Origin of the sequence: Variovorax sp. AB1(2024), assembly GCF_037482385.2 — a bacterium.
Lineage (GTDB): Bacteria > Pseudomonadota > Gammaproteobacteria > Burkholderiales > Burkholderiaceae_C > Variovorax.
In genome coordinates this window covers 3,175,993-3,201,024 of the sequence record NZ_JBBHKP020000001.1, presented here as the reverse complement: position 1 = coordinate 3,201,024, position 25,032 = coordinate 3,175,993, and the positions used below count along the sequence as shown (strand labels likewise).

The 25,032-nt window shown below is 68.4% G+C and carries 19 protein-coding genes; 7 read left to right on the top strand and 12 right to left on the bottom strand.

Features of this window, described 5'->3' with window-relative positions; translation table 11 throughout:
* Nucleotides 1-5: 5 nt before the first annotated feature.
* Together urtB and urtA are read right to left on the bottom strand one after the other, a co-directional pair.
* Nucleotides 6-920 carry an urea ABC transporter permease subunit UrtB gene (gene urtB / locus WIX39_RS14910; RefSeq protein WP_081270128.1) on the bottom strand — a complete coding sequence of 305 codons (915 nt, stop codon included), beginning with the start codon at nt 918-920 and terminating at the stop codon, nt 6-8.
* 154 nt (nt 921-1,074) lie between these two features.
* Nucleotides 1,075-2,340: an urea ABC transporter substrate-binding protein gene (urtA, locus tag WIX39_RS14905; RefSeq protein WP_106934854.1), complete on the bottom strand. Its 1,266-nt coding sequence runs from the start codon at nt 2,338-2,340 to the stop codon at nt 1,075-1,077.
* Nucleotides 2,341-2,584: 244 nt separating this feature from the next.
* On the opposite strand from urtA, the gene WIX39_RS14900 reads away from it, so the two are divergent.
* The 3 genes from WIX39_RS14900 to WIX39_RS14890 all read left to right on the top strand — a co-directional run bounded on the left by WIX39_RS14900 (nt 2,585) and on the right by WIX39_RS14890 (nt 7,753).
* A complete protein-coding gene (locus WIX39_RS14900) occupies nt 2,585-5,980 on the top strand; it encodes a hybrid sensor histidine kinase/response regulator (RefSeq protein WP_199851928.1) in 3,396 nt (1,131 codons plus the stop codon).
* On the top strand, nt 5,958-6,860 hold the full coding sequence (locus WIX39_RS14895; RefSeq protein ID WP_106934856.1) for a response regulator transcription factor: 903 nt from the start codon (nt 5,958-5,960) through the stop codon (nt 6,858-6,860). Before WIX39_RS14900 ends, WIX39_RS14895 begins: the two co-directional genes overlap by 23 nt.
* Nucleotides 6,861-6,982: 122 nt before the next feature.
* The gene (locus tag WIX39_RS14890; RefSeq protein ID WP_081270132.1) at nt 6,983-7,753 is read left to right on the top strand and encodes a TIGR04325 family methyltransferase; all 771 of its coding nucleotides are present in this window, start codon (nt 6,983-6,985) and stop codon (nt 7,751-7,753) included.
* Nucleotides 7,754-7,776: 23 nt separating this feature from the next.
* On the opposite strand, the gene WIX39_RS14885 is transcribed toward WIX39_RS14890, so the two are convergent.
* Entirely contained in the window at nt 7,777-8,259 is a 483-nt protein-coding gene (locus WIX39_RS14885) for a Spy/CpxP family protein refolding chaperone (protein WP_409195313.1), read from the bottom strand.
* A 172-nt stretch (nt 8,260-8,431) separates the two neighbouring features.
* On the opposite strand from WIX39_RS14885, the gene WIX39_RS14880 reads away from it, so the two are divergent.
* From WIX39_RS14880 to WIX39_RS14870, 3 genes are all read left to right on the top strand, one after another.
* On the top strand, nt 8,432-9,328 hold the full coding sequence (locus tag WIX39_RS14880) for an SPFH domain-containing protein (protein WP_409195312.1): 897 nt from the start codon (nt 8,432-8,434) through the stop codon (nt 9,326-9,328).
* 28 nt (nt 9,329-9,356) lie between these two features.
* Entirely contained in the window at nt 9,357-9,554 is a 198-nt protein-coding gene (locus WIX39_RS14875) for a hypothetical protein (protein ID WP_106934860.1), read from the top strand.
* A 96-nt stretch (nt 9,555-9,650) separates the two neighbouring features.
* Entirely contained in the window at nt 9,651-10,472 is an 822-nt protein-coding gene (locus WIX39_RS14870) for a substrate-binding domain-containing protein (protein WP_081270136.1), read from the top strand.
* Nucleotides 10,473-10,574: 102 nt separating this feature from the next.
* On the opposite strand, the gene WIX39_RS14865 is transcribed toward WIX39_RS14870, so the two are convergent.
* The 5 genes from WIX39_RS14865 to WIX39_RS14845 form a co-directional block, all read right to left on the bottom strand.
* Entirely contained in the window at nt 10,575-13,109 is a 2,535-nt protein-coding gene (locus tag WIX39_RS14865) for a response regulator (protein WP_409195311.1), read from the bottom strand.
* Complete coding sequence (locus tag WIX39_RS14860; protein ID WP_081270138.1) at nt 13,102-13,560, bottom strand: response regulator; 459 nt, start codon at nt 13,558-13,560, stop codon at nt 13,102-13,104. The genes WIX39_RS14865 and WIX39_RS14860 overlap by 8 nt, the downstream gene beginning before the upstream one ends.
* A complete protein-coding gene (locus WIX39_RS14855) occupies nt 13,553-15,826 on the bottom strand; it encodes an ATP-binding protein (RefSeq protein ID WP_234382857.1) in 2,274 nt (757 codons plus the stop codon). The genes WIX39_RS14860 and WIX39_RS14855 overlap by 8 nt, the downstream gene beginning before the upstream one ends.
* 103 nt (nt 15,827-15,929) lie before the next feature.
* Nucleotides 15,930-16,589 (bottom strand): biliverdin-producing heme oxygenase, encoded by a 660-nt coding sequence (locus WIX39_RS14850; protein ID WP_106934863.1) that lies wholly within the window; start codon nt 16,587-16,589, stop codon nt 15,930-15,932.
* A gap of 11 nt (nt 16,590-16,600) precedes the next feature.
* Nucleotides 16,601-17,017 carry a response regulator gene (locus tag WIX39_RS14845; RefSeq protein ID WP_081266746.1) on the bottom strand — a complete coding sequence of 139 codons (417 nt, stop codon included), beginning with the start codon at nt 17,015-17,017 and terminating at the stop codon, nt 16,601-16,603.
* Between the two features lie 165 nt (nt 17,018-17,182).
* Here WIX39_RS14845 and WIX39_RS14840 point away from each other — a divergent pair, with 165 nt between their 5' ends.
* A complete protein-coding gene (locus WIX39_RS14840) occupies nt 17,183-17,935 on the top strand; it encodes a transporter substrate-binding domain-containing protein (RefSeq protein ID WP_106937483.1) in 753 nt (250 codons plus the stop codon).
* 4 nt (nt 17,936-17,939) lie between these two features.
* Here WIX39_RS14840 and WIX39_RS14835 read toward each other — a convergent pair whose 3' ends face one another.
* From WIX39_RS14835 to alaS, 4 genes are all read right to left on the bottom strand, one after another.
* On the bottom strand, nt 17,940-18,359 hold the full coding sequence (locus WIX39_RS14835) for a hypothetical protein (RefSeq protein ID WP_106934864.1): 420 nt from the start codon (nt 18,357-18,359) through the stop codon (nt 17,940-17,942).
* A gap of 14 nt (nt 18,360-18,373) precedes the next feature.
* Nucleotides 18,374-20,620 carry a M1 family metallopeptidase gene (locus tag WIX39_RS14830; RefSeq protein WP_106934865.1) on the bottom strand — a complete coding sequence of 749 codons (2,247 nt, stop codon included), beginning with the start codon at nt 20,618-20,620 and terminating at the stop codon, nt 18,374-18,376.
* Between the two features lie 705 nt (nt 20,621-21,325).
* Entirely contained in the window at nt 21,326-22,342 is a 1,017-nt protein-coding gene (locus WIX39_RS14825; protein WP_285413320.1) for a 2-dehydropantoate 2-reductase, read from the bottom strand.
* 36 nt (nt 22,343-22,378) lie between these two features.
* Nucleotides 22,379-25,003, bottom strand: coding sequence for an alanine--tRNA ligase (alaS, locus tag WIX39_RS14820; protein ID WP_106934867.1), 2,625 nt, complete (start codon nt 25,001-25,003; stop codon nt 22,379-22,381).
* Nucleotides 25,004-25,032 lie beyond the last annotated feature (29 nt).

Sequence of the window (25,032 nt, the reverse complement as noted above, 5' to 3'; positions counted from 1 at the left end):
GTTCATCAGCGGCGGACCTTGACGGCGAAAAGTCCCTGCGGCCGCATCATCAGGATCAGCACGATCAGCGACAGCGTCAGCACCTTGGCCATCGAGCCGGTCATGAAGAACTCGGAGATCGACTGGGTCTGCGCAATGCCGAAGGCCGAGACCACGGTGCCGAAGAGGCTCGCAGCACCGCCGAAGGTGACGACCAGGAACGCGTCCACGATGTAGAGCGAGCCCGAGGTCGGCCCGGTCGAGCCGATGGTGGTGAAAGCCGCGCCCGCCACGCCGGCAATGCCGCAGCCGATGGCGAATGTCAGGCGGTCGGTCTTCTTCGTGTCGATGCCGGTGGCGTTGGCCATCGTGCGGTTGGCCACGGTGGCGCGCACCCGCAGGCCCCAGCGGCTCTTGTGCAGCGCGACCAGCACACCGCCCGTCACCAGCGCGGTGAGCGCCAGCACGAAGAGGCCGTTGATCGGAATGTCCAGGCCCTCATGCGGCGTCCAGGAGCCCATGAGCCACTCGGGCAGCGTGGGGCTCACTTCCTTGGGGCCGATGAAGGTGCGAAAGATCTGCTGCAGCCCCAGGCTCACGCCCCAGGTGGCGAGCAGCGTGTCGAGCGGCCGCTTGTAGAGATGGCGTATCAGCACCCACTCCACGATCCAGCCGGCGATGAAGGCGAACACGAAGGCCAGCGCGATGGCGATCGGGAAGTAGTACGGCATGAACTCGGGCGCCAGGCTTTCGGTGACGCGCGCGGCCAGGTAGATCGAATAGGCGCCGATGGTCATGAACTCGCCATGCGCCATGTTGATCACGCCCATCTGGCCGAAGATGATCGCCAGGCCCAGCCCCATGAGCAGCAGCACCGCGAAGAGGCTCAGCCCCGCGAAGCCCTGCATGAGGCCGATGTTCATCATGTCCGACAGAGTCATGGCAAGCTGTTCCGAAGTTGGGGTGTTGGCTCCTTCCCCCTCTGGGGGAAGGCTGGGATGGGGGCCTACCGGCGATCGCAAGCGCAAGGCTTCATCAACTGCCGCCGAGCCCCCACCCCTGCCCTCCCCCAGAGGGGGAGGGAGAAAGACAGGATTACTGGTAGCCCTTCGGGAACGGATCGGGCTTGATCAGCTCAGCCGACTCCGCCACCACCTTGAAGGTCCCATCCGGTTGCCCCTGCCCGATGCGTGCCTTGCTCCACAGGTGGTGGTTGGCGTCGAGCTTCACGTAGCCCTCGGGCGCCGTCTTCAGTTCGATGCCGGGCGAGCTGGCCACGACCTTGTCCACGTCGAAGCTGCCGGCCTTCTCCACCGCCGCCTTCCAAAGCCACGGGCCGAGGTAGCCCGCCTGCGTCACGTCGCCGATGACGGCGTCCTTGCCGTACTTGGCCTTGAAGGCTTCCACGAACTTCTTGTTGTTCGGGTTGTCCAGCGTCTGGAAGTACTTCATCGACGAGTAGAAGCCCGCGAAGTTCTCGCCGCCCACGCCGGTCATCTCGTCTTCCGTCACGGCCAGCGTCAGCAGGAACTGCTTGTCGCCGGTGATGCCGGCGGCCTTGAGCTGCTTGTAGAAGGCCACGTTCGAGCCGCCCACCACGGCCGCAAAGATGCAGTCGGGCTTGGCCACCTTGATCTTGTTGATCAGCGAGTTGAAGTTGGTGTGGCCCAGCGGGTAGTACTCCTCGCCCTTGACCGAACCCTTCTGGAAGTTCTCGATGTGCTTGCGCGCGATCTTCATCGAGGTGCGCGGCCAGATGTAGTCGGAGCCCACCAGGAAGAAGGTCTTGGCCTTCTTCTCCTTCGCGCCCCAGTCCAGGCCCCAGATGATCTGCTGCGTGGCTTCCTGGCCCGTATAGATCACGTTCTTGCTCTGCTCCAGGCCTTCGTAGAAGGTCGGGTAGTACAGCAGGCCGTTCTCCTTTTCGAACACCGGCAGCACGGCCTTGCGCGATGCGCTGGTCCAGCAGCCGAACACGGCCGCGCAATGGTCGTTGACCAGCAGCTTCTTCGACTTCTCGGCGAACGTGGGCCAGTCGGAGGCGCCGTCTTCCTTGATGACCTTGATCTTGCGGCCCAGCACGCCGCCCATTGCGTTGATCTGGTCGATGGCCAGTTGCTCGGCCTGGATCGAGCCGGTTTCCGAGATGGCCATGGTGCCGGTGGACGAATGCAGCTGGCCCACCGTCACCTCGGTGTCGGTCACGGCGAGCTTGGTGGTGTTGACCTTGGCCGTGGGGAACTGCCCCTGGCCGAAGCTCAGGCCGCTCAGGCCCATCACGGGCAGCGCCGCGGCGCCCTGCAGCAGACGGCGGCGGCGCAATGCCAGGGCATCGAGGGAAGAATCGGAATCACGCGACATCAGGAAACTCCAGGCAGGTTGTTGGAAAGGAAGGCCGCGCACCATCGCAGTGCATCGGACGGTGCCCCGAGCACCATGGCTGGAACTTTAGAAATCAGCGGCGTATGCGCGAATACGTCATTCAACGTAGCGGCGACAACCGGCCCTGCCCGCAGACTCGCGAGCCGGAGATCGGCGAAAAAAGGGCCCAGGGAGCGCTTCTTGCTGTACCCGCCCCATGCAACCGCCGCCGCGAGAACCCGCCATGCAATCCGTCTCCGGACAGAAGATCTTTCGCATCCGCCGCGACTACAACGCCTGGGTCGCGAACGAGACGCTGGAGGACTACGCCCTGCGCTACACGCCGCGCAGCTTCCGCAAGTGGTCGGAGTTCCGCGTGGCCAACGCGGCCTTCGGCGCCACCTCGTTCCTGGCGCTGGAGGCCATCGGCGGGGCCATCGCCCTGAGCTACGGCTTCTCGAACGCGCTGTGGGCCATCCTGGTCGTCGGGCTCATCACCTTCCTCACGGGCCTGCCGATCTCGTACTACGCGGCGCGCCACGGCGTGGACATGGACCTGCTCACGCGCGGCGCGGGCTTCGGCTACCTGGGCTCCACCCTCACCTCGCTGATCTACGCGAGCTTTACCTTCATCTTCTTCGCGCTGGAGGCCGCCATCCTCGCGCTGGCGCTGCAGATGTACCTGGACTGGCCGCTGTGGCTGCTGTACATGGTGTCGTCGATCGTCATCATTCCGCTGGTGGCGCGCGGCATCACGCTCATATCGGGGCTGCAGCTGTGGACGCAGCCGATCTGGATCGTGCTGTTCGTCTGCCCCTTCGTGGCGGTGCTGGTGAAGAAGCCCGAGCTGTACGCCGACTTCACCGGCCTCGTGGGCCGCACCTCGGACAGCAGCGGCTTCGACCCGCTGATGTTCGGCGCCGCCGCCACGGTGGCCTTCTCGCTCGTCGTGCAGATCGGCGAGCAGGTCGACTACCTGCGCTTCCTGCCCGAGAAGACCGCCGCCAACCGCGTGCGCTGGTGGACGGCGGTGCTGGTCGCCGGGCCGGGCTGGATCGTGCCGGGCATGCTGAAGATGATGGGCGGCGCCTTCCTCGCCTTCCTGGCGCTGCAGCACGAGATACCGGGCATCCACGCGATCGAGCCCACGCAGATGTACCTCACCGGCTTCTCGTACGTGCTGCGCGATCCGGCCTGGGTGCTGGGCGTGACGGTGCTTTTCGTGGTGGTCTCGCAGATGAAGATCAACCTCACCAACGCCTACGCGGGCTCGCTGGCGTGGTCGAACTTCTTCGCCCGGCTCACGCACAGCCACCCGGGGCGCGTGGTGTGGCTGGTGTTCAACGTGGTCATCGCGATACTGCTGATGGCGCTGGGCGTGTTCGCGGCGCTGGAGCATGTGCTGGGTTTCTACAGCAACATCGCCATCGCCTGGGTCGGCGCGCTGGTGGCCGACCTGGTCATCAACAAGCCGCTGGGCTGGAGCCCGAAGGCCATCGAGTTCAAGCGCGCGCACCTGTACGACATCAACCCGGTGGGTCTCGTCGCGATGCTGGTGGCGGCGGCGCTGGCGATGCTGGCCTACTCGGGCGCGCTGGGGCATTGGGCCAAGGCTTTTTCGCCCTTCATCGCGCTGGTCACGGCCATGGCCGTTTCGCCGCTGCTGGCGTGGCGCACGCGCGGGCGCTACTACCTCGCGCGCAACGACATCGAGCGCTGGGCGCCCGGCCAGAGCGTGAAATGCTCGGTGTGCGACAACAGCTTCGAGTCGGAAGACATGGCGCACTGCCCGGCCTACAGCGCGCCCATTTGCTCGCTGTGCTGCACGCTCGAATCGCGCTGCCACGACCGCTGCAAGACCGACTCGCGCGCGGCCGAGCAGATGAGCGGATGGCTGCAGGCGCTGCTGCCGCCGGCCCTGTCGGCGCGGCTCAACTTCCGCGTGGCGCACTACCTGCTGGTGGCCACGTCGCTCATCGCGCTGCTGGCCACGGTGGTGGGCGTGGTCTATGCGCAGGAGGCCATCGCCGGCACCAGCGACTCGACCATGGCCACGGCCCTGCTGAAGGTGTTCGCGCTGCTGTCGGTGGTGGCCGCGGTGGCGGCATGGTGGGTGGTGCTGGGCAGCGAAAGCCGGCAGATGGCGCAGGAGGAATCGAACCGCCACAACAACCTGCTCGCGCTGGAGATCGAGGCGCACCGCCGCACCGACGCCGCGCTGCAGACGGCCAAGGAAGCCGCAGAGGCCGCCAACCAAGCCAAGACGCGCTATGTGGCCGGCATGACGCACGAGCTGCGCACGCCGCTCAACAGCATCCTGGGCTACTCGCAGATCCTGCTCAAGGGCGATGCAGTCACGCCGCCGCGCGAAGCGGTGCAGACCATCCACCGCAGCGGCGAACACATGCTGGGCCTGATCGACGGGCTGCTCGACCTGGCGCGCATCGAGGCCGGCCGGCTGCAGCTGGAGCCCGCGCCGCTGGCGCTGCCGGCCTTCCTGGACCAGCTGGTGCACATGGTGCGGCCGCAGGCCGAGAACAAGGGCCTGGCGTTCGTCTACACGCACGCCGGCCGGCTGCCGCCCTGGGTGCATGCCGACGCCAAGTGGCTGCGGCAGATCCTCATCAACCTGCTGACGAATGCGGTGCGCTTCACCGACAGCGGCACGGTGACGCTGCACGTGGATGCGCGCCGCGAGGTGCTGCGCTTCGACGTGGTCGACACCGGCATCGGCGTGGCGCCGCAAGACCACCAGCGCATCTTCCTGCCCTTCGAGCGCGGCGCGGCCGGCCGGCGCAGGGGCGAGCCCGGCACGGGGCTGGGCCTCACCATCACCGGGCTGCTGACCTCCCTGATGGGCGGCGAACTCAAGCTGGCCTCGACCTCGTCGCAAGGCAGCACCTTCAGCGTGCGCGTGTACCTGCGCGAGGTGGCCGACCCCGGCCCGCAGGCCAGGGCGGGGGCGCCGCGCCAGCCGGTGTCGGGCTACCTCGGCGCGCGCCGCACGCTGCTGGTGGTCGACGACCAGCCGGTGCAGCGCCAGATGCTCGCCGGCATGCTCGTGCCGCTGGGCTTCGAGGTGCGCGAGGCCGCGAGCGGCACCGAGTGCCTGGACAGCCTGCGCGAGGAACTGCCCTCGGCCATCCTGCTCGACCTGACGATGGACGACATGGACGGCTGGCAGACCGCCACGTCGGTGCGCGCCTCGGGCTTTCGCGACATCCCGATCATCATCGTCTCGGCCAACATGTTCGAGAACCAGGCCGAGCGGCTGCGCGCCGCGGGCTGCCAGGCTTTCGTGGGCAAGCCGGTGATCGAGTCGGAGCTGATCGCGACGCTGGAACGCCACCTCGGGCTCGAATGGCTTTCGCCCGGCGATGCGCAGCCACCCGCCGCCGATGACGACGAAACGCCCCTGCGTCCGCCCCGGCTCGACCTGTCGGAAGACGACCGCGCCGAACTCATGCGGCTGGTGCAGATGGGCCACGTGCGCGGCCTGCACACCGCGCTCGACCGGCTGGCCGCCGCATCGCCCTCCGCGGCGGCCACCTGCACCTGGCTGCGCGGCATGGTCGCGCGCTTCGAACTCGACAACCTCCGCAACGCACTGGCAGAAGATGCTGACACCCTCTCCCCTTGAATCGCCCTCGGCCGAACGCCCCGTGGTGCTGGTGGTCGACGACGCGCCCAGCAGCCTGGGCATGCTGTGCGACACGCTCGAGGCCAGCGGCTACACCGTGCTGGTGGCGGCCGACGGCGAGGCCGCGCTGCAGCGGCTCGAGCTGGTGGTGCCCGACGCGATCCTGCTCGACGGCCTGATGCCCGGCCTCTCGGGCTTCGAGACCTGCCGGCGCATCAAGGCCAACCCGGCGCTCGCGCACATTCCGGTGCTGTTCATGACGGGGCTGTCCGAGACTTCGCACGTGGTCGAGGGCTTCGAGTGCGGCGGTGTCGACTACGTGGTGAAGCCGATCCGCGCGCAGGAAGTTCTGGCGCGGCTGCACACGCACGCGCGCAACGCCCGCATCACGCGCATGGCGCGCGACGCGGTCGACGTGGCCGGCATGGGCGTGGTGTTCGTCGACACGCGCGGGCGCATCGCGTGGCGCTCGCCGCAGGCCGCGCTGTGGCTGCATGCGCTGGAAGACCCGGTGGCACCGGGCCTGCTGCCCGCATCGCTCGAGGCGGCGCTGGCGCCGGGCGCGGCCGTTGCGGTCGGCACCGCCACGGGCATGCGCCTGTCGGTGCGCAACCTGGGCGCCGCGGCGCTCGGCGAGACCATGCTGCTGTTCGCGATGCAGCGCGAAGGCCCGGCCACGCGGCTGGCGGAAGCGGCGCTTACGCCGCGCGAGACCGAGGTGCTGTCATGGCTCGCCAAGGGCAAGACCAACCGCGACATCGGCGAAATCCTGGGCACCAGCCCGCGCACGGTGAACAAGCACCTGGAGCACATCTTCGAGAAGCTGGGGGTGGAGACGCGGGCTGCGGCCGCGGCGCTGGCGAGCGGGCAACTGGTGTGATGCCGGACACCCGGGGCGCGAACGGTAGGTAACCCCCGCGGGGTAACCGCCCCAACGGCGCAGGGCTTTGCCCCTTCGAGGCCCCTGTCGCGCTCAGAATCAGGCGCCACCGGAGCAAACAAATGCTGTCAAGCCTTCTGCAGTTTCCGCCCCGCGAAAGCGCCTACAAGCGCAAGTTCCTCAACAACCAGGACGAGAACCTCTTCATGGGCTCGTTCGAGAGTTTCGCCGCGGCCGAGGCCGGCGCGCCGCCCAGCAAGGCGGTGGGCTACGACAACGCGGAGGCCGCCAAGCTCTACAGCCCGCAGATCTATTTCTACGACTACCCGGCGCTTTTCTGGCTCGGGCGTTCGATCGATGCGGGCCTCACGCGGGTGTTCGACCTGGGCGGGCACATCGGCATCAAGTACTACGCGTTCCGGCGCGTGCTGAGCTACCCCGACAACCTGCACTGGACCGTGTGCGACGTGCCCGGCGTGGTCGAGAGCGGGCGCGCGCTGGCGGTGCAGCGCGAGGCCACGGCGCAGCTCGACTTCACCACCGACCCGCGCGACGCCAGCGGCTGCGACCTGCTGTATGCATCGGGCAGCCTGCAATACCTGCCGCAGCGCATCGACGCGATTCTTGCGTCGCTGGCGGTGAAGCCCAGGCGCATCATCCTGAACACGACGGCGGTGCATCCCGAGCGCACGATCTACACGCTCAACAGCATCGGCGTGGCGGTGTGCCCCTATCGCATCGAACACTACGACGAGCTGATGGCGGAGCTCATGCGCTCGGGCTACAAGAAGCGCGATGCATGGCGCAACGAAGGCAAGCCGATCGAGGTGCCCTTCGTGGACGGCGGCGACAAGCCCTACTACGCGGGCTGCTGCTTCGACCTCGGCACCTGAAGCCGCGAAGCCGCGAACCCCCGTCAGGGAATGACGGCGGGCAGGTTCTGGTCCGCGATGTGGCGCTGCTCGGGCGACAGCGTGTCGTAGAGGCTGGAGAGCGCATCGCTCACTGCCTGTGCGCGGCGGGCCCGGTCTGCTGCCAGCGTTGCGCGCTGCTGCGCGAACTGCACCGCGGTCTGGTCGTCCGCCGACGCCGCGCTGGCCAAGCCGCCGCGACCGGCCAGGTCCCACACGGCATCCGAGAAACGGTCCCATAGCGGCGACTGTTCCGGGGTGACCATCAACTGCAGCCGCAGGTCGTAGAGCTTGTCGCGCACCTTGGCCGCCGCGGTGGCGGGCGTGGACAGGCCGTCGCCCGTGCGCTGGCTCGACGCGTTGTCGCTGCGCGCGCCGCGCCGGCCGCCACCCATGCCACCGCCGCCGAACTGAGCGAAGCCGTGGCCGCTCACCGCGATCAATACCGCGGCCAGCGCGAACCGCTGCAGGGGTCGTTTCATCGTCATCCTGGAATCCTTTGATGCAGGCCCGGAAAGGGCCAGAGTGCATTTCTGGAGCCGCGGCTGTCTAGCGGATTGCGCGCCGGTAAACCAGGGGTAAAGGCGGATCGCCGTCAGAAAAATCTTGAGCGGGCTCAAAAAAGATATTAAAGTGATATCACTTTCAACGGAGGAACCCATGAACGAGACGCCCCCCGCAACCCCGCGCTCCATCCGCAAGGAGCGCCCCTACCGCTCCATCAACGGCTACGGCATCGTCGCGGCGGCGGTGCTGCTGATGGTGCTCGGCGCGGTCGCCATGGCGCAGCGCCTGATGCCGCCGCCAGCGAGCGTGCTGCTGATCGTGGCAGGCCTCGCGCTGGTGCCCGGTCTCTACATGCTGCAGCCCAACGAGGGCATCATCCTCACGCTCTTCGGCGAGTACCAGGGCACCGACCGCACCGAAGGCCTGCGCTGGACCAACCCGCTGCAGACAGGCAAGAAGATCTCGCTGCGCGCGCGCAACCTCAACACGCCGCCGCTGAAGGTGAACGACAAGCGCGGCAACCCGGTGGAGATCGGCGCGGCGGTGGTGTGGAGGGTGCACGACACCGCGCAGGCCGTGTTCGAAATAGACGACTACAACAAGTTCGTCGCCATCCAGGCGGAGGCCGCCATCCGCCACCTGGCCACCCTCTATGCCTACGACAGCGGCGACGATCTGTCCAGCGACGAGACCACGCTGCGCGCCGGGCTCGACACGGTGGCCGATGCGCTCAAGGCGGAGCTCAACCAGCGCTTCGCGAGCGCCGGCGTCGAAGTGCTCGACGCCAAGCTCACCCACCTGGCCTACGCCCCCGAGATCGCGCAGGTGATGCTGCGCCGCCAGCAGGCGGTGGCCATCGTGAGCGCGCGGCAGCAGATCGTGGCCGGCGCGGTCGGCATGGTCGAGGCGGCATTGCGCGGCCTGTCGGAGCGCAACCTCGTGGTGCTCGACGACGAGCGCAAGGCGTCGATGGTGTCGAACCTGCTGGTGGTGCTGTGCTCCGACCGCGAGACCCAGCCCGTCGTCAACACGGGTACGCTTTACACCTGACCCCGCCCAGCCCCGCCCCCGTTCCCTGATGGCCAGTCCCGGAAAAAAATCCTATCCCCTGCGCATCGATCCCGCCCTGTGGGCCGAGATCGAGCGCCTGGCGGCGCAAGAGCTTCGAAGCGCGAATGCGCAGGTCGAGTTCCTGCTGCGCGAAGGGCTGGCCAGGCGCGGTCGGCTGCCGGCCGCCGACGCGAAGGACGACGACAAGCCGGCGCCGCCTCGGTGATAACCCCCAATCCGCCGTGGGCGGAATGACAGCCAGGGCTTCTACGATGACAGCTGCGGGCGGCACCGTTCGCCGCCGCTTCCTACTGGAGACACCGTGACGAAGCCCTCTTTCTCTTCCTTCACCCGCCGCGCCGCCCTTCCCCTGCTCGCGGCCTTGGCTCTCGCCGGTTGCGGCGGCATCGGCGGCACGCAGCCCCCTGCAGCCAGCGCGGACATCCACGTCATGACCTCCGGCGGCTTCACCGCCGCCTACAACGACCTGCGCCCGGCCTTCGAGCGCAGCAGCGGCCGCAGCGTCAAGACGGCCTACGGCGCGTCGATGGGCAACGCCGACGACTCGATCCCCAGCCGCCTGGCGCGCAACGAACCGGCCGACGTGGTGATCCTCGCGCGTCCGGCGCTCGACGCGCTGGTCGCGCAGGGCAAGGTGGTGCCGGGCAGCCAGGTCGACCTGGTGCGCTCCTCCATCGGCTTCGCGGTGCGCAAGGGCGCGCCCAGGCCCGACATCAGCACTGTCGATGCGTTGAAGCGCACCCTGATCGCCGCGCCGTCGATCGCCTATTCGGCCAGCGCGAGCGGCACCTACTACGAGACCGAGCTGCTCAAGAAGCTGGGCATCGAGGCCCAGGTGAAGCCCAAGAGCAAACGCATCCTGAGCGAGCGCGTCGGCTCGGTGGTGGCGCGCGGCGACGCGGCGCTGGGGCTGCAGCAGGTGAGCGAGCTGCTGCCGATAGAAGGCATCGACTACATCGGCCCGCTGCCCGCCGAGGTGCAGCGCGTGACGGTGTTCTCGGCCGGCATCGCCACCGCTTCGAAGCAGCCCGAGGCGGCGAAACAGCTGATCCGCTACCTCAACTCGCCGGCCGCCGCGCCGACCATCGCGAAGACCGGGCTGGAGCCGCTGACCGCGCGCTGAGCGCAACACAAGCGCTGCGGTAGCCGGGGGAAGTCCGGCACCGCGCGGCCCGCCGCCCTTCGATCCGGGCGACGAGGCGGCACTCACGGCGTCCGCCCAGCCCTAGCGGCTTTCGATCAGCTGCTTGACGCGGCGCGCCAGCACGTCCATCTCGAAGGGCTTGGTCATCACGTGCATGCCGGGGTCCAGGTGCCCGTGGCTCAGCACGGCGTTCTCCGCGTAGCCCGTGATGAACAGCACCTTGAGGCCGGGCCGCGCGATGCGTGCGGCGTCGGCCACCTGCCGGCCGTTCATGCCGCCGGGCAGGCCCACGTCGCTCACCAGCAGGTCGATGCGCTGGCGCGGCGACTGCAGGATGCGCAGCGCCTCGGCGCCGTCGCCGGCCTCCAGCGTGGCGTAGCCCAGCCCCTGCATCACCTCGACGATGATCATGCGCAGCGCGGGTTCGTCGTCCAGCACGAGCACGGTGTCGCCCTGGTCCGCGCGCGGCGCGAACACGGCCTCGGCCGGCGCGGCCGGCACCTCTTCCTGCATGTCGTGCCGTGGCAGGTAGATGCTGACCGAGGTGCCCTTGCCGACTTCCGAGTAGATGCGCACCTGCCCGCCCGACTGCTTGGCGAAGCCGTAGATCATCGACAGGCCCAGGCCCGTGCCCATGCCGATCGGCTTGGTCGTGAAGAAGGGATCGAAGGCGCGCGCCACCACTTCGGGCGGCATGCCCACGCCGTTGTCGCTGACGGTGAGCGACACGTACTGCCCCATCGGCAGCTCGCGGTCGCGCGCGGTTCGCGAATCGATCCAGCGGTTGGCGGTCTCGATGACCAGCGTGCCGCCCTCGGGCATGGCGTCTCGTGCGTTGATGCACAGGTTGAGCAGCGCGTTCTCCAGCTGGCCTGGGTCGGCATGCACGTTCCACAGGCCCACGGCCGCCACCGTCTCCAGCGCGATGTGCGGGCCGAGGGTGCGGCGCAGCAGCTCCTCCATCTCCGTCACCAGCCGGTTGGCGTTCAGCGGCTTGGGCTCCAGCGTCTGGCGCCGCGAAAAGGCCAGCAGCCGGTGCGTGAGCGCCGCCGCGCGCTTGACCGCGCCCTGCGCCACGCCCACGTAGCGCTCCATGTCGGCCGGCTTGCCGTCCAGGCCGCGCCGGCGCATCAGTTCCAGGCTGCCGCTGATGGCGGCCAGCAGGTTGTTGAAGTCGTGCGCCAGGCCGCCGGTGAGCTGTCCCACGGCCTCCAGCTTCTGGCTCTGGCGCAATTGCTCGCGCGCGGCATCGAGCTCGGCCTCGCGCTCCTTCTGGTCGGTGATGTCGCGCGCGGCGGCATACAGCAGGCCGTTGTCGGGCACGGCTGTCCATGAGAGCCAGCGGTAGCCGCCGCTCTTCGTGCGGTAGCGGTTCTCGAAGCCGGTGGTGCGCTCGCCTCGCATCAGGCGCTCCAGCTCGGCCTCGGTGTGGATCATGTCGTCGGCATGCACCAGCGAGCGGAACGGCATGGCGCGTATCTCGTCGGCGCTCCAGCCCAGCACGGTCTCCCACGCCGGGTTCACGCTCACGAAGTAGCCCTGCTCATTGGCGACGCCCAGCAGGTCCTGGCTCAGGGCCCAGGTGCGGTCGCGCTCGTGGGTGCGTGCCTCGACCTGACGCTCCAGGGATTCGGCGAAGGCCATCAGCTCGATCTGCGCCTCGCGCCGCGCGATGGCCGAGCGCACGCGGTCGCCGACTTCGCGCACGAAGTCCAGTTCGTCGCGCGACCACGGGCGTACCTGCCCATGGTTGAGATAGAGCAGCCCGACCAGCCCACCGCGTTCGGTGAGCGGCATGTTGACCACCGCGCGTGCAGTGATGGCTTCCAGCGCATCGGCGTTGTCGCGGGTGCGCGGGTCCAGGCGCGCGTCGGCGAAGGCCACGGTCACGCCGCGGCGCAGGTCTTCGATGTAGGAGCCGTAGTCGCGAAAGTGCAGCAGGCCCGCCAGGCTGGCCACGCCGGGCGCGGTCCAGTCGCGGGCGATGGCGATGGTCTCGGCCGCCGTGTCCACCAGGCCGTAGCCGGCGCGGTCCACGTCGAGGCGCTGCCCGAGCATTTCCGACGCCGCATAGGCGATGTCGCCCGGCTCGTCCATGTCGCGGATGCGGTCGCCCAGTTCCATCAGCGCGAGGCGGCGCGCCTCGGCTTCCATGATGGCCGCGTTGGCGGCGTTCAGCCGGCGCTCCGCCAGCCCCTTGGCGCGCCGGTCGGCGGCCTCCTTGAGCGCGCGGTCCAGCACCACCGGCAGCCGCGCGAGGCGGCCCTTGCTCACGTAGTCGGTGGCGCCGCTCTTGAGCAGCTCGACCGCGTTGTCCTCGCCGATCACGCCCGAGACGAAGATGAAAGGCGTTTCCGGCGCCATGCGGCGCGCCACCTCGAGCGCATGCGCGCCCGAGAACCCCGGCAGCTCGTAGTCGGACAGGATCAGCGAGAAGCCGCCCTTGTTCAGCGCGTCGACGAAGCCGCGCTCGTCGCGCACCACGTGGGTCGTGGCCGACGGCAGGGCCTGCGCCAGCGCCTCGATCAGCAGTTCGACGTCGAAGCGGGAGTCTTCGAGGATCAGGATGCCCGGAGGCTGCGGTGTCGCGGCAGCGGCGCCGCCCGCGCTATTCATGCTTGCGCGCCGCCTTCAGCGAACCCGGCGGCGGCTCGTTGAGCACCGCCCAGAACACGCCCAGCTCGGCAATGGCCGAGACGAAGCGATCGAAAGCCACCGGCTTGACCACATAGGCGTTCACACCCAGCTCGTAGCTGCGCAGCACGTCCGACTCCTCCTGCGACGAGGTGAGCATCACCACCGGAATGCTGCGCAGCGCCGGGCTGGCGCGCACCGCCTGCAGAACTTCGAGGCCGGTCACCTTGGGCAGCTTCAGGTCCAGCAGGATCACGGCCGGGTTGCCTTCGATGCGGTCCGCATGCTCGCCTTCGCGGTGCAGGTATTCGAGCGCCTGCGCGCCGTCGCGCAGCACGACCACGTCGTTGGCGAGTTGGCTGCGCTCCAGCGCGATGAGGGTGAGTTCGAGGTCTCGCTTGTCGTCCTCGACAAGCAGGATCGGCTTAAGCATGTCCTTCTCCATTGGCGGCCGGCGCCGTCGGGGCGGCCGCGTTGTCGGGGCCCGCGCGCGGCAGGATGAAGCCGAAGCTCGCCCCCGCGTCGACTTCCCCTTTTGCCCAGACCGTGCCGCCATGACGCTCCACGATCCGCTTCACATTGGCCAGGCCGATGCCCGTGCCTTCGAAATCTTCGGCCTGGTGCAGCCGCTGGAACACGCCGAACAGCTTGTCGACGTATTTCATCTGGAAGCCCACGCCGTTGTCCTGCACCTCGAGCCCGTCGCCCAGGTCGCTGCGGATGGCGCGCACCGCGATGCGCGACGGGTTGCGGGTGCGCGAATACTTGACCGCGTTGGCCAGCAGGTTGCGCACCGCCACCTGCAGCAGCAGCGGGTCGGCGTAGAGCAGCGGGAGATCGGGGTCGATCTGCCATTCGACATTGCGCTGCGGCTCCAGCCGCTTCAGCTCGCGCACCAGGCCATCGACCAGCGAGCCGCTGTCGACCTCGCGCTGCTTGAGCGCGGAGCGGCCCATGCGCGAGAAGTCGAGCAGCGCATCGACCATCTGCCCCGCGAACGCGGCGGCGTCCTTGACGTGCGAAAGGTAGCGATGGGCCCGGGCACTGAGCTGCTTGCCCTCGCTCTGGGCCACCAGGTCGACGTAGCCTGAAATATGCCGCATGGGCGCGCGCAGGTCGTGCGACACGGTGTACGAAAAAGCCTCCAGCTCCTTGTTGACGCGGCCCAGCTCGGAGGCCACGGAGGCCAGCTCCTCGGCTCGGCGCAGCACGATGCCGATCAGCGCCTGTCGCAGCTCGCCGGCCGCACCGACTTCTGCCGCCGTCCAGGCCGTGGAGCGGCCCCGGATGTGCTCGACCCAGCTCGCGAAGCTCAGGCGCGGATGCATGCGTCCGTTGACCACGGCCTGCGGCTTCTGCGGGTCGCCAGCCCAGCGCACGGTCTGCACGATCTCGGGTCGGAACCAGAGGATCAGGTGCCGGTGAACCTGCGAGATGGAGATGGCGAGCACGCCCGCCGCAACGTCGATGAACTGCCCCGCGGGCGCGAAATGCTCGGCCAGCGCATTGCTTTCGTAGACCTCCACGCCGAGCCCGGCGATCCATTCCGCGAGTTCCTGCACATGCGCCCGGGCGGGCACCTCGCCCACGCACCAGACCTCGTCGTCGAGCACCACCGCGGCACCGGTGGCGCGCATCACGCGCAGCATCAGCGACACCTCGGCCGTGAGGTGCTGCAGCGTGGCGTCGCTCTCGGACAGGTGCGAGACGATCTGCAGCGTGAGCTGGCGCAACTCGAGCCGCTCGGCCACCTCGCCGTTGCTTTCCTTCGACTGGATCTGCAGCGACAGCAACTGGCCCAGGTGCTCGCACGCGAGCCGCGTGCCCGTGTCGAGAAAGCGCGCAGCATGGTCGTGGCACGAGATCAGCCCCCACAGCTTGCCGTCGATGATGATCGACACCGACATGGACGCCAGCGTGCCCATGTTGCGCATGTATTCGAGGTGGATCGGCGAGACGCTGCGCAGTTGCGCCTGCGACAGGTCGATGTCCGCGGCAGTGAGCGCAGCGTCGGTGGCGAGCAGGCGCACCGGCTGGTAGTTGGCATCGGCGATCAGCCGGAAATGGTTGACGAGGTACAGCGCCCTCGCCTGGCGCGGAATGTCGGAAGCGGGGAAGTGATGGCCGTCGTAGCTGTCGTAGCCGGGGTCGGCCTCCTCGGCCAGCACCTCGCCGTGGCCGGCCGCGTCGAAGCGGTAGACCAGGCAGCGGCCGAAGCCGGTGAGCCGTTTCATCTCGCGCGCGGCCAGGCCGCACAGCTCGGCCACCGTGGCGGCCTCCTGCAGCCGCGGCAGGAAGACGCGGCCCAGCGAGTAGATGGGCGCCTCGTTGCCGCCCGGGGGTGAAGCCGCCTCGAACTCGACGATCAGGTGGTTGTCGCTGCGGTGCGCGGAAGTGTCGAAGAAGGCGTGCGCCAGGTTCATCGCGCCGAGCGACACCGGCGAGCCGCCCGGCTGCAGCGCCGGCAGGGCCATGCCGCGGACCGCCGCCAGCGCGGCGGACAGTTCGGCGTCGGGCCAGTTCTCGCTCCATGCGACGAGCGCCAGCGACTCCGGCTGGAGCACCAGCATGCGGCCGTGCGGCTGGATCGAGCCCGGCACGCGGATCGGCTCCAGGTCGCAATTGGACAGGTCGACCTCGACGGGCTCTATGGCCCGCGAACCGGCCAAAAGGTCGGTGGGAGTGATGGGCGGTGGCACGTTGGACAAGGTCAGGCAGCGCGGCCGGGGCCGCGCGTGTTCTCATGAGAATAGGTCGAAAGGATCATGCCAGCGTGTCCCGGGCGCTCTCGTCGGCCAGTTCCTACAGCGCGGCCACCTGCAGGCCGAAGCGCGGCATCAAGGTTTCGAAGCCGGCCACCGCGCCGCGCTGGGCCGAGCCCACGGCGGCCGGATCGCGCAGCGCAGCCGCCAGTTGCGCGACAAAGTCCTTCCACTGGGCGGCCAAGCCGTCGGGCGCGTCGACCGGCTGGAAGTATCGCATCGGGTGCGGCGCCAGCCTCGGCCCCAGGCGCTTGTGCATGGCCATGCCGCCGAGCTGGGAGCCCTCGAGCACGTAGGCCAGGCCCCATGCGAAGGCAGGTTCGCGGGCGGCTTCGGCCAGTTGCGGGGCAAATGGTAGCTCGGGTGGCTCGGGCAGCTCGGCCGATGCGGCCGCGCCCTCCCCGGCCGGCGCCGCGCCGGCGTCTTCGAGGTCGAGCGCGAGCGCGGCCAGGCGCCGGTCGGTGCGCCGCGCCACCCGGTCGAGCCCCGGATCGCCGGGCGCGGCCAGCGCCTGCCGCACGGCCTCCAGCCATGGGCGCAGGGCGCGCAGGTGGGCGGCATAGTCCGCCAGCGAGGCGTTCTCGCGCGCAATCGGCAGGCGGCTGTCCAGCGCTTCATGCAGCGCTTGGGTGGCGTTGCGCAGCGGGCGAAGCACCTCGGCCACGGAGGGCTGGGCTGCCGTGCTTTCCGTACTTTCCATGCTTCCCACGCTCATGGCGCGAGGCTTTCCATCGGCTTGCCGCCGCTCTCCCGCCCTTCGGCCTCGAAACTGGCGCACAGCGAGAAAAAGCCGTCCAGGTCCGCGGCCTTGTCGAACACGGCGTCGGCGCCGAGCTCGCGCGCCCAATCGGCGATTTCCCCGGTGGCGTAGTTGGTCAGCACCACCACGCGCTGGCCGGGCCGGCTGCGGCCGCAGCGCTTGACGATGCCCAGGCCGGAGCCTTCGTGCAGGAACAGGTCGACCACCAGCAGGTCCCAGGCGCCCGGGTTGTCGCCGAGCCAGGCCACCGCGTCCTCCTCGGTGGTGGCGGTGCCGATCAGGTGGATGTCGACCTCGTCCTCCATGGCGGCGATCAGGTTATGGCGAATGTGGGCGTTGTCTTCGACAAGAAAGGTAGAAAGCGGCACGGCGGAGACAAAATTGTTTCTTCGAATATCCCCAAGGGTAAGCGAATCCGCGAGCCTCGCCCGGTGAGCGCGCTTCCCTACATCCGGTAGGAAATGTGGCAAGCGCCCCCGTAAACTGGCGCGCTACCCATCTCCCCCGGCGGCGCCTGCCGACGAATGAACGCCATGACACAGCCTCAGCCGACGACGATCTCCCCCGCCCTCGTTTCAGCCTTCGCGCCCGGCGGCACGCTGCGCGCCTCCATCAACCTCGGCAACCCGATCCTCGCCAACAGGAACCCCGCCGGCGGCGAGCCGGTGGGCGTGTCGATCGACCTGGCGCGCGAATTCGCTCGGCGGCTGGGCGTGGGCATCGAGCTGGTCGTGTTCGAGAAGGCCGCAGCCTCGGTCGACGCGGTGAAGAACGAGAAGGCCGACATCGGCTTCTTCGCCATCGATCCCGCGCGCAGCGAAGGGCTGCTGTTCACCGCGCCCTACGTGCTGATCGAGGGCAGCTACCTCGTGCCCTCGGCCAGCGCCCTGACCGACAACGCGCATGTCGATGCGCCGGGTCATCGCATCTCGGTCGGCGCGGGCAGCGCCTATGACCTGTTCCTGACGCGCGAGATCCAGCAGGCCGAGATCGTCCGGCTGCAGGGCGCCGGCCCGGCGCTGGCGGCACTGCGCGCGGGCGAGGTCGAAGTGGCGGCCGGCATCCGCCAGTTGCTCGAAGGCGAGGCGCAGCGCGCGCCGGGCGTGCGCGTGCTGCCGGGCCGCTTCATGGTGATCCAGCAGGCCATGGGCACGCCGGCCAGCCGGGGCGCCGATGCCCAGGCGCTGCTGGCGGCCTTCGTCGAGGAAATGAAGGCCGCCGGCTTCGTGGCCGACGCGCTGGAGCGCCATCGCATCGAGGGCGCGAGCGTCGCGCCCTCGGCCTGAACGCTCAGAGCTTGTACGCCTCGACCGGCCCCTGCGAATAGAACAGGAAGTAGCCGGTCGAGGTCTGGAAGCCGTTCTTCTTCCAGCCCGCCGGCACCTTGAAGATGCCCAGCTGCCCGCTCGCCACGCCGACGAAGGCGGTGTTCTCCTTGTCGGTGGTGATGCGGCTCCATTGCTCGCGCGTCACGGGCCGCATCTGCATCTTCGGTTCGCTCCACTCGGGTGTGCGCACCTTGTCGCGCATGACGTAGGCGTCGCCCTGGCGCTCGATCTTGATGAGCTCCTTGAGCGCGCCGTTCTGCCTGACGGCGTAGACGCCGACCAGGTCCGCCTCCGGCGCGCCGTTGCCGCTGCCCGCGCCGCATGCGGCCAGCAGCAGCGCCGAAGCGCCGGCGGCCAGCCATTTCTTCGATGCCGTGTTCATGGCTGTCCTCCTTCTCAGCGCTTCGTGTTCTCGCGCAGCTTCAGGTTGCCCTGGAAGCGCAGCGCGTGCGGGTATTCCTCCTTCTCGGCGCCCGCGTCCACGGCGGCCATCTTCTGCTGGCTCTCGCTGGTCTTGGCCAGCAGCGCCGCCGGCAGGTTCACGATGCCCTTGATCTGGTCGTACTGCACCTGAGTGATGCGGCCCACCTGCAGCAGCCGGAAGGCGTCGCGCTCGATGTTCAGCAGCAGCGGCTTGTTGTCGGCAAAGCTCTGCGCCTTGGCCAGCAGCGCGCTCCACGACTGCGCGCTGTAGTTGCTCACGTAGTAGTCCTGCCCGGTCGGCCCGGCCAGCACCGCGGTGCAGCCCGGCAGCTCCACCTGCACCGCGCCCGTGGACATGACGAAGGTCTTGCGCTGCTCCATCGCATCGCCGTACGCCAGCGTGACCGGGATGTTCCAGGTCGAGGCCGGGAACTGGTTCTGGTTGGGGAACGACTCCTGCGTGATGTTGACGTAGGTGCGGTCCGCCGCGCATTGCGCGTCGACCGTGAGCAGCGGCACGCCGGTCTGGCGGATGAAGCTGTCGCCGATGTCGGCCACCTTCTTGCCGCCGCTCACCTTCTCCAGCGAAGTCCACAGCCGCGAGGGCGTGACGTTGCCGAAGCCGTAGTCCTTCAGGTAGATCTGCAGGCCCTTCTGCATCGCCTCTTCGCCGATGTAGTTCTGCACCGTCTCCAGCACGTGGCTGCCCTTGTTGTAGACGAAGATCGACGGGCTGATGAAGCCGAAGGAACCGGCGTCGTTGAGGTTGCGCTGCACCGGCACCGCCGTGTTCTTCAGGTCGGCCACGATCACGTTGTGCTTGTCGAGCACGTAGTCGGAGAAGCTGTAGTACTCGGGGTGGAACTTGATGGTGGTGCGCCTTTCGAACCAGCGCGCGAACGACTCGTTGAGCCACACGTTGTCCCACCAGTCGAGCGTGACCAGGTCGCCGAACCACTGGTGCGCGATCTCGTGCGTGACCACCGTCACCGAATACAGCGTGGGCTTGTCGCCCGGCTTGGTGAGCACCGCGTCGGCAAACTCGAAGATCGCGCCCCAGTTCTCCATGCCGCCGAAGCCGGTGTTGGGCTTGTTGTCGTAGCTGTCGTTGGCGGCGATGGTGTCGAACTTCTTGATCGGCAGCGGGATGCCGGTGTACTTGTAGTAGTAGTCCATGGCCACCTTGGTCCACTCCATCGGGAAGGTCGCCCAGGTGGAGCGGCCCGGGGGCGTGAACCAGCGCAGCGGAATGTCGCTGCCGTCGAGCGGGTTCTTGAAGGTGTCGGGCAGGATGTCGAACTTGCCGCCGCCGAAGAAGGTGAGGTACATCGGCATCGACGGCGTCTTCTCGAACGACACCTGCTGGTAGCCGTCGGGCAGCTTGACGGCGGAAATCTGCGCGCCGTTGGACACCGCCTTCCAGTCGCCGGGCACCTCGGCGGAGATCTCGAAGGTATGGCGGAAGGCCGGCTCGTCCCAGCCCGGGAACCACTGCCGCGCGTAGTTGGTCTCGCCCTGCGTCACGATGGCGTCGCTGCTCACGCCCTCGGGTGTCGAGAGGCCGACCTTGAAGATGCCGGTGGCTGCCGAGCAGAACGGGTTGCGCTGCACTTCCGCGGGCGGACAGAACTCCGCGTCGGAGAACTGGATCTTGCCGTCCCACTCCATGTGCAACAGGTACTTGCCCTTGGCGATCTGGCCGTCGCTCAGCCGCAGCTGCACGAAGTCGCCGAGCGTCTGCGGCGTGGGAATCAGCGGTATCGCCTCGCCGGGGTTCGACACCTTGCGCAAGGTGGTGCGGCCCTTGGCAAAGTTGAGGTTGTGCGCGGCCACGACGATGGCATCGACCGGCTTGAGCACCTCGATCTCCACGTCGCCGCGGCCCACGAAGGTCTTGAGCGCCGCATCGGGGCGGAACCACAGCTTGTAGTTGCTGGGCCAGACGGTGTCGGGCAGTTCCTGCGGCTTGGCCGAGCGGTCCACCGCCGCGGCGGCCAGGTCGCTGGCGGCCACGGGCACGCCGTCGTCGGGCGCCTTCTGCGTGGGATCGACCGCGGGCGCCGAAACCACCGGCCCCGACGACGCGCCGAGGCCGACGCCGCCTCCGCCGAGAGAAGCACCGCCGCCGCTGTCTCCGCCGCCGCCGCAGGCCGTCAGCACGGCGAGGGTCACCGCCGTGATGGCAAGATGATTGACGACGGGTGTGTTGAATTTTTTCATGATCGCCTCTGGGTACTCTTGGTAAGAAGAAGATGCGCCGCCCCGCAAGCGCCGGCGGATAGCCAGCGATGCGCATGGCACGCGCGGATGAGATGGATGAACAACTGCCCATGCAGCGGGCAGCACGGTGCCCTCCCGGCGAACAGGTGGTTCGTCAGGACAGCACACGCACGCAGGAGCCACACCGCGCAGAAAGCGGTGGTCCCAGGATGCGAGGGATGAGCTCGTCCATTCCCGTCAGGCAGCGGGTTGATCGGATGCGGGATGCGCAGCGGGGGCTGGCGGCGCGGAGGGTGCGTTCAGCGCCGCGAGATCGACAGGGCGCGTTCGCGCGTGTCGTCGTCAACGGCACAGGCCATGCTGGCGATGGCAAGAATCTTTGCGGCTCTTCTCGTTGGTTTCACGCGCATTCCCTCGTCCATTGAAGTGCGCCAGTTTTAGCTGATCGAATGCGACGGCTCAACGACTGCCGGAACTTTTCTCTCTCAAAATGTTCGCGCGCCATAGGCCGAATGGAGTCATGGGCCACAGCGCAGCATGCACGCTACGAAGATGGTTCAGCAGCGGCAACACATGCTCACGCAGATGACAAAACTCGAGGGCAAAGACTGTGCGTGCATCGCCACAGTACGAAGGTTCGTGTCGTAGATAAAGCCATGAAAGTTGCGTACCCGAGGCCGCATGTGCCCGGGCACGCCGCGAGCGCTACAGGCCCAATGCGTCCTGCAGCTCGCGCGCCGTCCAGCGCCGGGGCTGCTGCGGCCATGCGCCCAGCAGGCCCACCATGCGCGCGTTGCGCGGCGCGCTCAGGCCATGCTCCTGCGCGAGACGCACGACCTCGCCGCTGAGCGCGTCGATCTCGGTGCGGCGGCCCAGTGCCAGGTCGTCGGCCATGCTGGAGCGCGCCTTGGCATCGATGCGCAGCATGCGCGCCGCGACGATGCGAAACACCCAGTCGGGCAGGCGCAGCAGGCTCGACAAGCGCCGCGCCGGCACCGCAGCCACCTGCGCCGGCGCAATGCCTGCAACGTTGAGGATGCTCAATGCTTCGTCGATCAGCGACGCGAAGCAGCGGCGATAGCCGCGCAGCATCAACTCTTCGCGCAGCGGCAGACCCGAGAGCGCGTTGACCGGGTTGTTGAGGTTGAGCAGCAGCTTGCCCCACTGCACGGGCAGCAGGTCGGCATGCAGGTCGAGCGGCACGCCGGCGCGCTCGAACACCGGCAGCCAGGGGCGCAGCGCAACGTCGTCCTGCGCGGCCAGCCGGCCGGGCGTGCCGCGGTGGAAGGCGCCGGCGCCGATCTCGGCCACGTTGTAGGGCACCATGCCCGACAGCACGTTGAGCGACGGCCCGGCCTGCGATGCGGCGTCGCTGTTGGAAATGCCGTTCTGCAGCGAAACGACCGTCGTGCCCGCGGGCAACGCGAAGGCCAGTTCGCCAGCGGCCTCGGCCGTGGCGCCGCTCTTCACGCACAGCAGCACCAGCGCGGGCCGGGCACCGACGGGCACCTGCTCGCACAGCCGCAGCCCGGCGGCCGGCAGCTTGTGGCGGCCGCCGTCCATGTCGGAGAGCGTCAGCCCGTGCGTCGCGAGCTTTTCGAGCACGCGCGGACGGCCGACGAAGGTGACGGGCACGCCCGCCGCCGCAAGGCTGCCGCCGATGAAGCACCCGATGGTGCCGGCCCCCATCACGAGCACTTCACCGGGCATCGCGTCTGGCATGAAACGAAGTGCTTGCGCGCTGGGGGCGTGGCGGCGTCAGGCGCGTTCCGCGACCCAGGCCTGCACCGACTGCAGCGCGGCCGCGAGGCCCGCCGGGTTGGTGCCGCCGGCCATGGCCATGTCGGCCTTGCCGCCGCCCTTGCCGCCGACCTGCTGGGCCACGAAGTTGACCAGCTCGCCGGCCTTGACCTTGGCCGTGCTGTCGGCAGTGACGCCGGCCGCGATCTGCACCTTGTCGCCGTCGACGGCGGCCAGCACGATGGCTGCCGTCTTGAGCTTGTCCTTCAGCTTGTCCATGGTGTCGCGCAGCGTCTTGGCGTCGGCGCCGTCGAGCTTGGCGGCGAGCACCTTGATGCCGTTGACGTCGACCGCCTGCGCCAGCAGCTCGTCGCCCTTGGACGACGCGAGCTTGCCCTTGAGCGAACCCACCTCGCGCTCCAGCGCCTTCACCTGCTCGAGCACCTGCGTGAGCCGGCCCTGCAGCTCGGCGGCCGGCGACTTGAGCGTGGCAGCCACGCTCTGCACGGTCGATTCGAGGTCTTGCAGGTAGGACAGCGCGTTGGCGCCGGTCACGGCCTCGATGCGCCGCACGCCGGCGGCCACGCCGCCTTCGCTGACGATCTTGAACAGGCCGATGTCGCCGGTGCGGTTCACGTGGGTGCCGCCGCACAGCTCGCGGCTGGTGCCGATGTCGAGCACGCGCACGGTCTCGCCGTACTTCTCGCCGAACAGCATCATGGCGCCGGTCTTCTGGGCCGACTCCATGTCCATCACGCGGGCCTGCGTCGGCGCGTTGGCAAGGATCTCGGCGTTGACGCGCTTCTCGATCTCGGTGATCTGCTCGCGCGTGACGGGCGCGTTGTGCGCGAAGTCGAAGCGGGTCTTGTCGGCGTCGACCAGCGAGCCCTTCTGCTGCACGTGGTCGCCCAGCACTTCGCGCAGGGCCTTGTGCATCAGGTGGGTGACCGAGTGGTTGCGCATGGTGGCGGCGCGGCGGGCGGTGTCGACCGCGGCCTTCACCGCGTCGCCGACCTTGAGCGTGCCCTGGGTCTGCGTGCCGTGGTGGCCGAACACGTCGGCCTTGATCTTCTGGGTGTCTTCGACGCCGAACTGCACGCCCTCGGACACGATCACGCCCTGGTCGCCGACCTGGCCGCCGCTCTCTGCATAGAACGGCGTGGTATCGAGCACCACGATGCCGCTCTGGCCTTCCTTGAGCTCCTGCACGGCGGCGCCTTCGAGGTAGAGCGCCACGACCTTGGCGTTTTCCTCGAGGTGCTCGTAGCCGGTGAAGGTGTTGCCCGCGCCGGCGTATTCGACGTTGCGGTCCATCTTGAACTTGCCGGCGGCACGGCCCGCGGCCTTCTGCTTTTCCATGGCCGCGTTGAAGCCGGCCTCGTCGACGCCCACGCCGCGCTCGCGGCACACGTCGGCCGACAGGTCGAGCGGGAAGCCGTAGGTGTCGTGCAGCTTGAACGCCACTTCGCCCGGCAGCGTCTTGGCGCCGCCGGCCAGCGCCGCGTCGAGGATTTCCATGCCGTTGGCCAGCGTCTCGAAGAAGCGCTCTTCCTCGGCCTTCAGCGTGTCGGTGATGCGCTTTTCATCGGCCACGAGCTTGGGGTACGCATCGCCCATGAGCTTGACGAGGTCGGGCACCAGCTTGTGGAAGAACGGCTTCTTCTGGCCCAGCTTGTAGCCGTGGCGGATCGCGCGGCGGATGATGCGGCGCTGCACGTAGCCGCGGCCTTCGTTCGACGGGATCACGCCGTCGGCCACCAGGAAAGAGGTGGCGCGAATGTGGTCGGCAATCACCTTCAGCGAGTTGTTCGACAGGTCCTGCGTGCCGGTTTCGCGGCCAGCGGCCTTGATGAGCGCGTCGAAGATGTCGATTTCGTAGTTGCTGTGCACGTGCTGCAGGATCGCCGCCAGGCGCTCCAGGCCCATGCCGGTGTCGACGCAGGGCGCGGGCAGTTTCTTGACCGAGCCGTCGGGCTGCATGTCGAACTGCATGAACACGTTGTTCCAGATCTCGATGTAGCGGTCGCCGTCTTCATCGGGGCTGCCGGGGGGGCCGCCGGGGATCTCGGGGCCGTGGTCGTAGAAGATCTCGGAGCACGGGCCGCAAGGGCCGGTGTCGGCCATCATCCAGAAGTTGTCGGACATGTAGCGTCCGCCCTTGTTGTCGCCGATGCGCACGACGCGCTCTGGCGGCAGGCCGATTTCCTTGGTCCAGATGTCGTAGGCCTCGTCGTCCTCGATGTAGACGGTGGCCCAGAGCTTGTCGGCCGGCAGCTTGTAGACCTCGGTGAGCAGCTCGAAGGCCCACTTCAGCGATTCGCGCTTGAAGTAGTCGCCGAAGCTCCAGTTGCCCAGCATCTCGAAGAAGGTGTGGTGGCGCGCGGTGTAGCCCACGTTCTCGAGGTCGTTGTGCTTGCCGCCGGCGCGCAGGCAGGCCTGGACCGAGGCGGCGCGCACGTAGGGACGCTTGTCTTCGCCCAGGAACACGTCCTTGAACTGGACCATGCCCGAGTTGGTGAACATCAGGGTGGGGTCGTTGCCGGGCACCAGCGAGCTGGACGGCACCACCGTGTGGCCCTTGGAAGCGAAGAAATCGAGAAAGGTCTTGCGGATGTCCGCGACCGTGAATGTGGGCTGGCTCATCTTTGGATTCGTCTTCTGTCGAGGGCGGC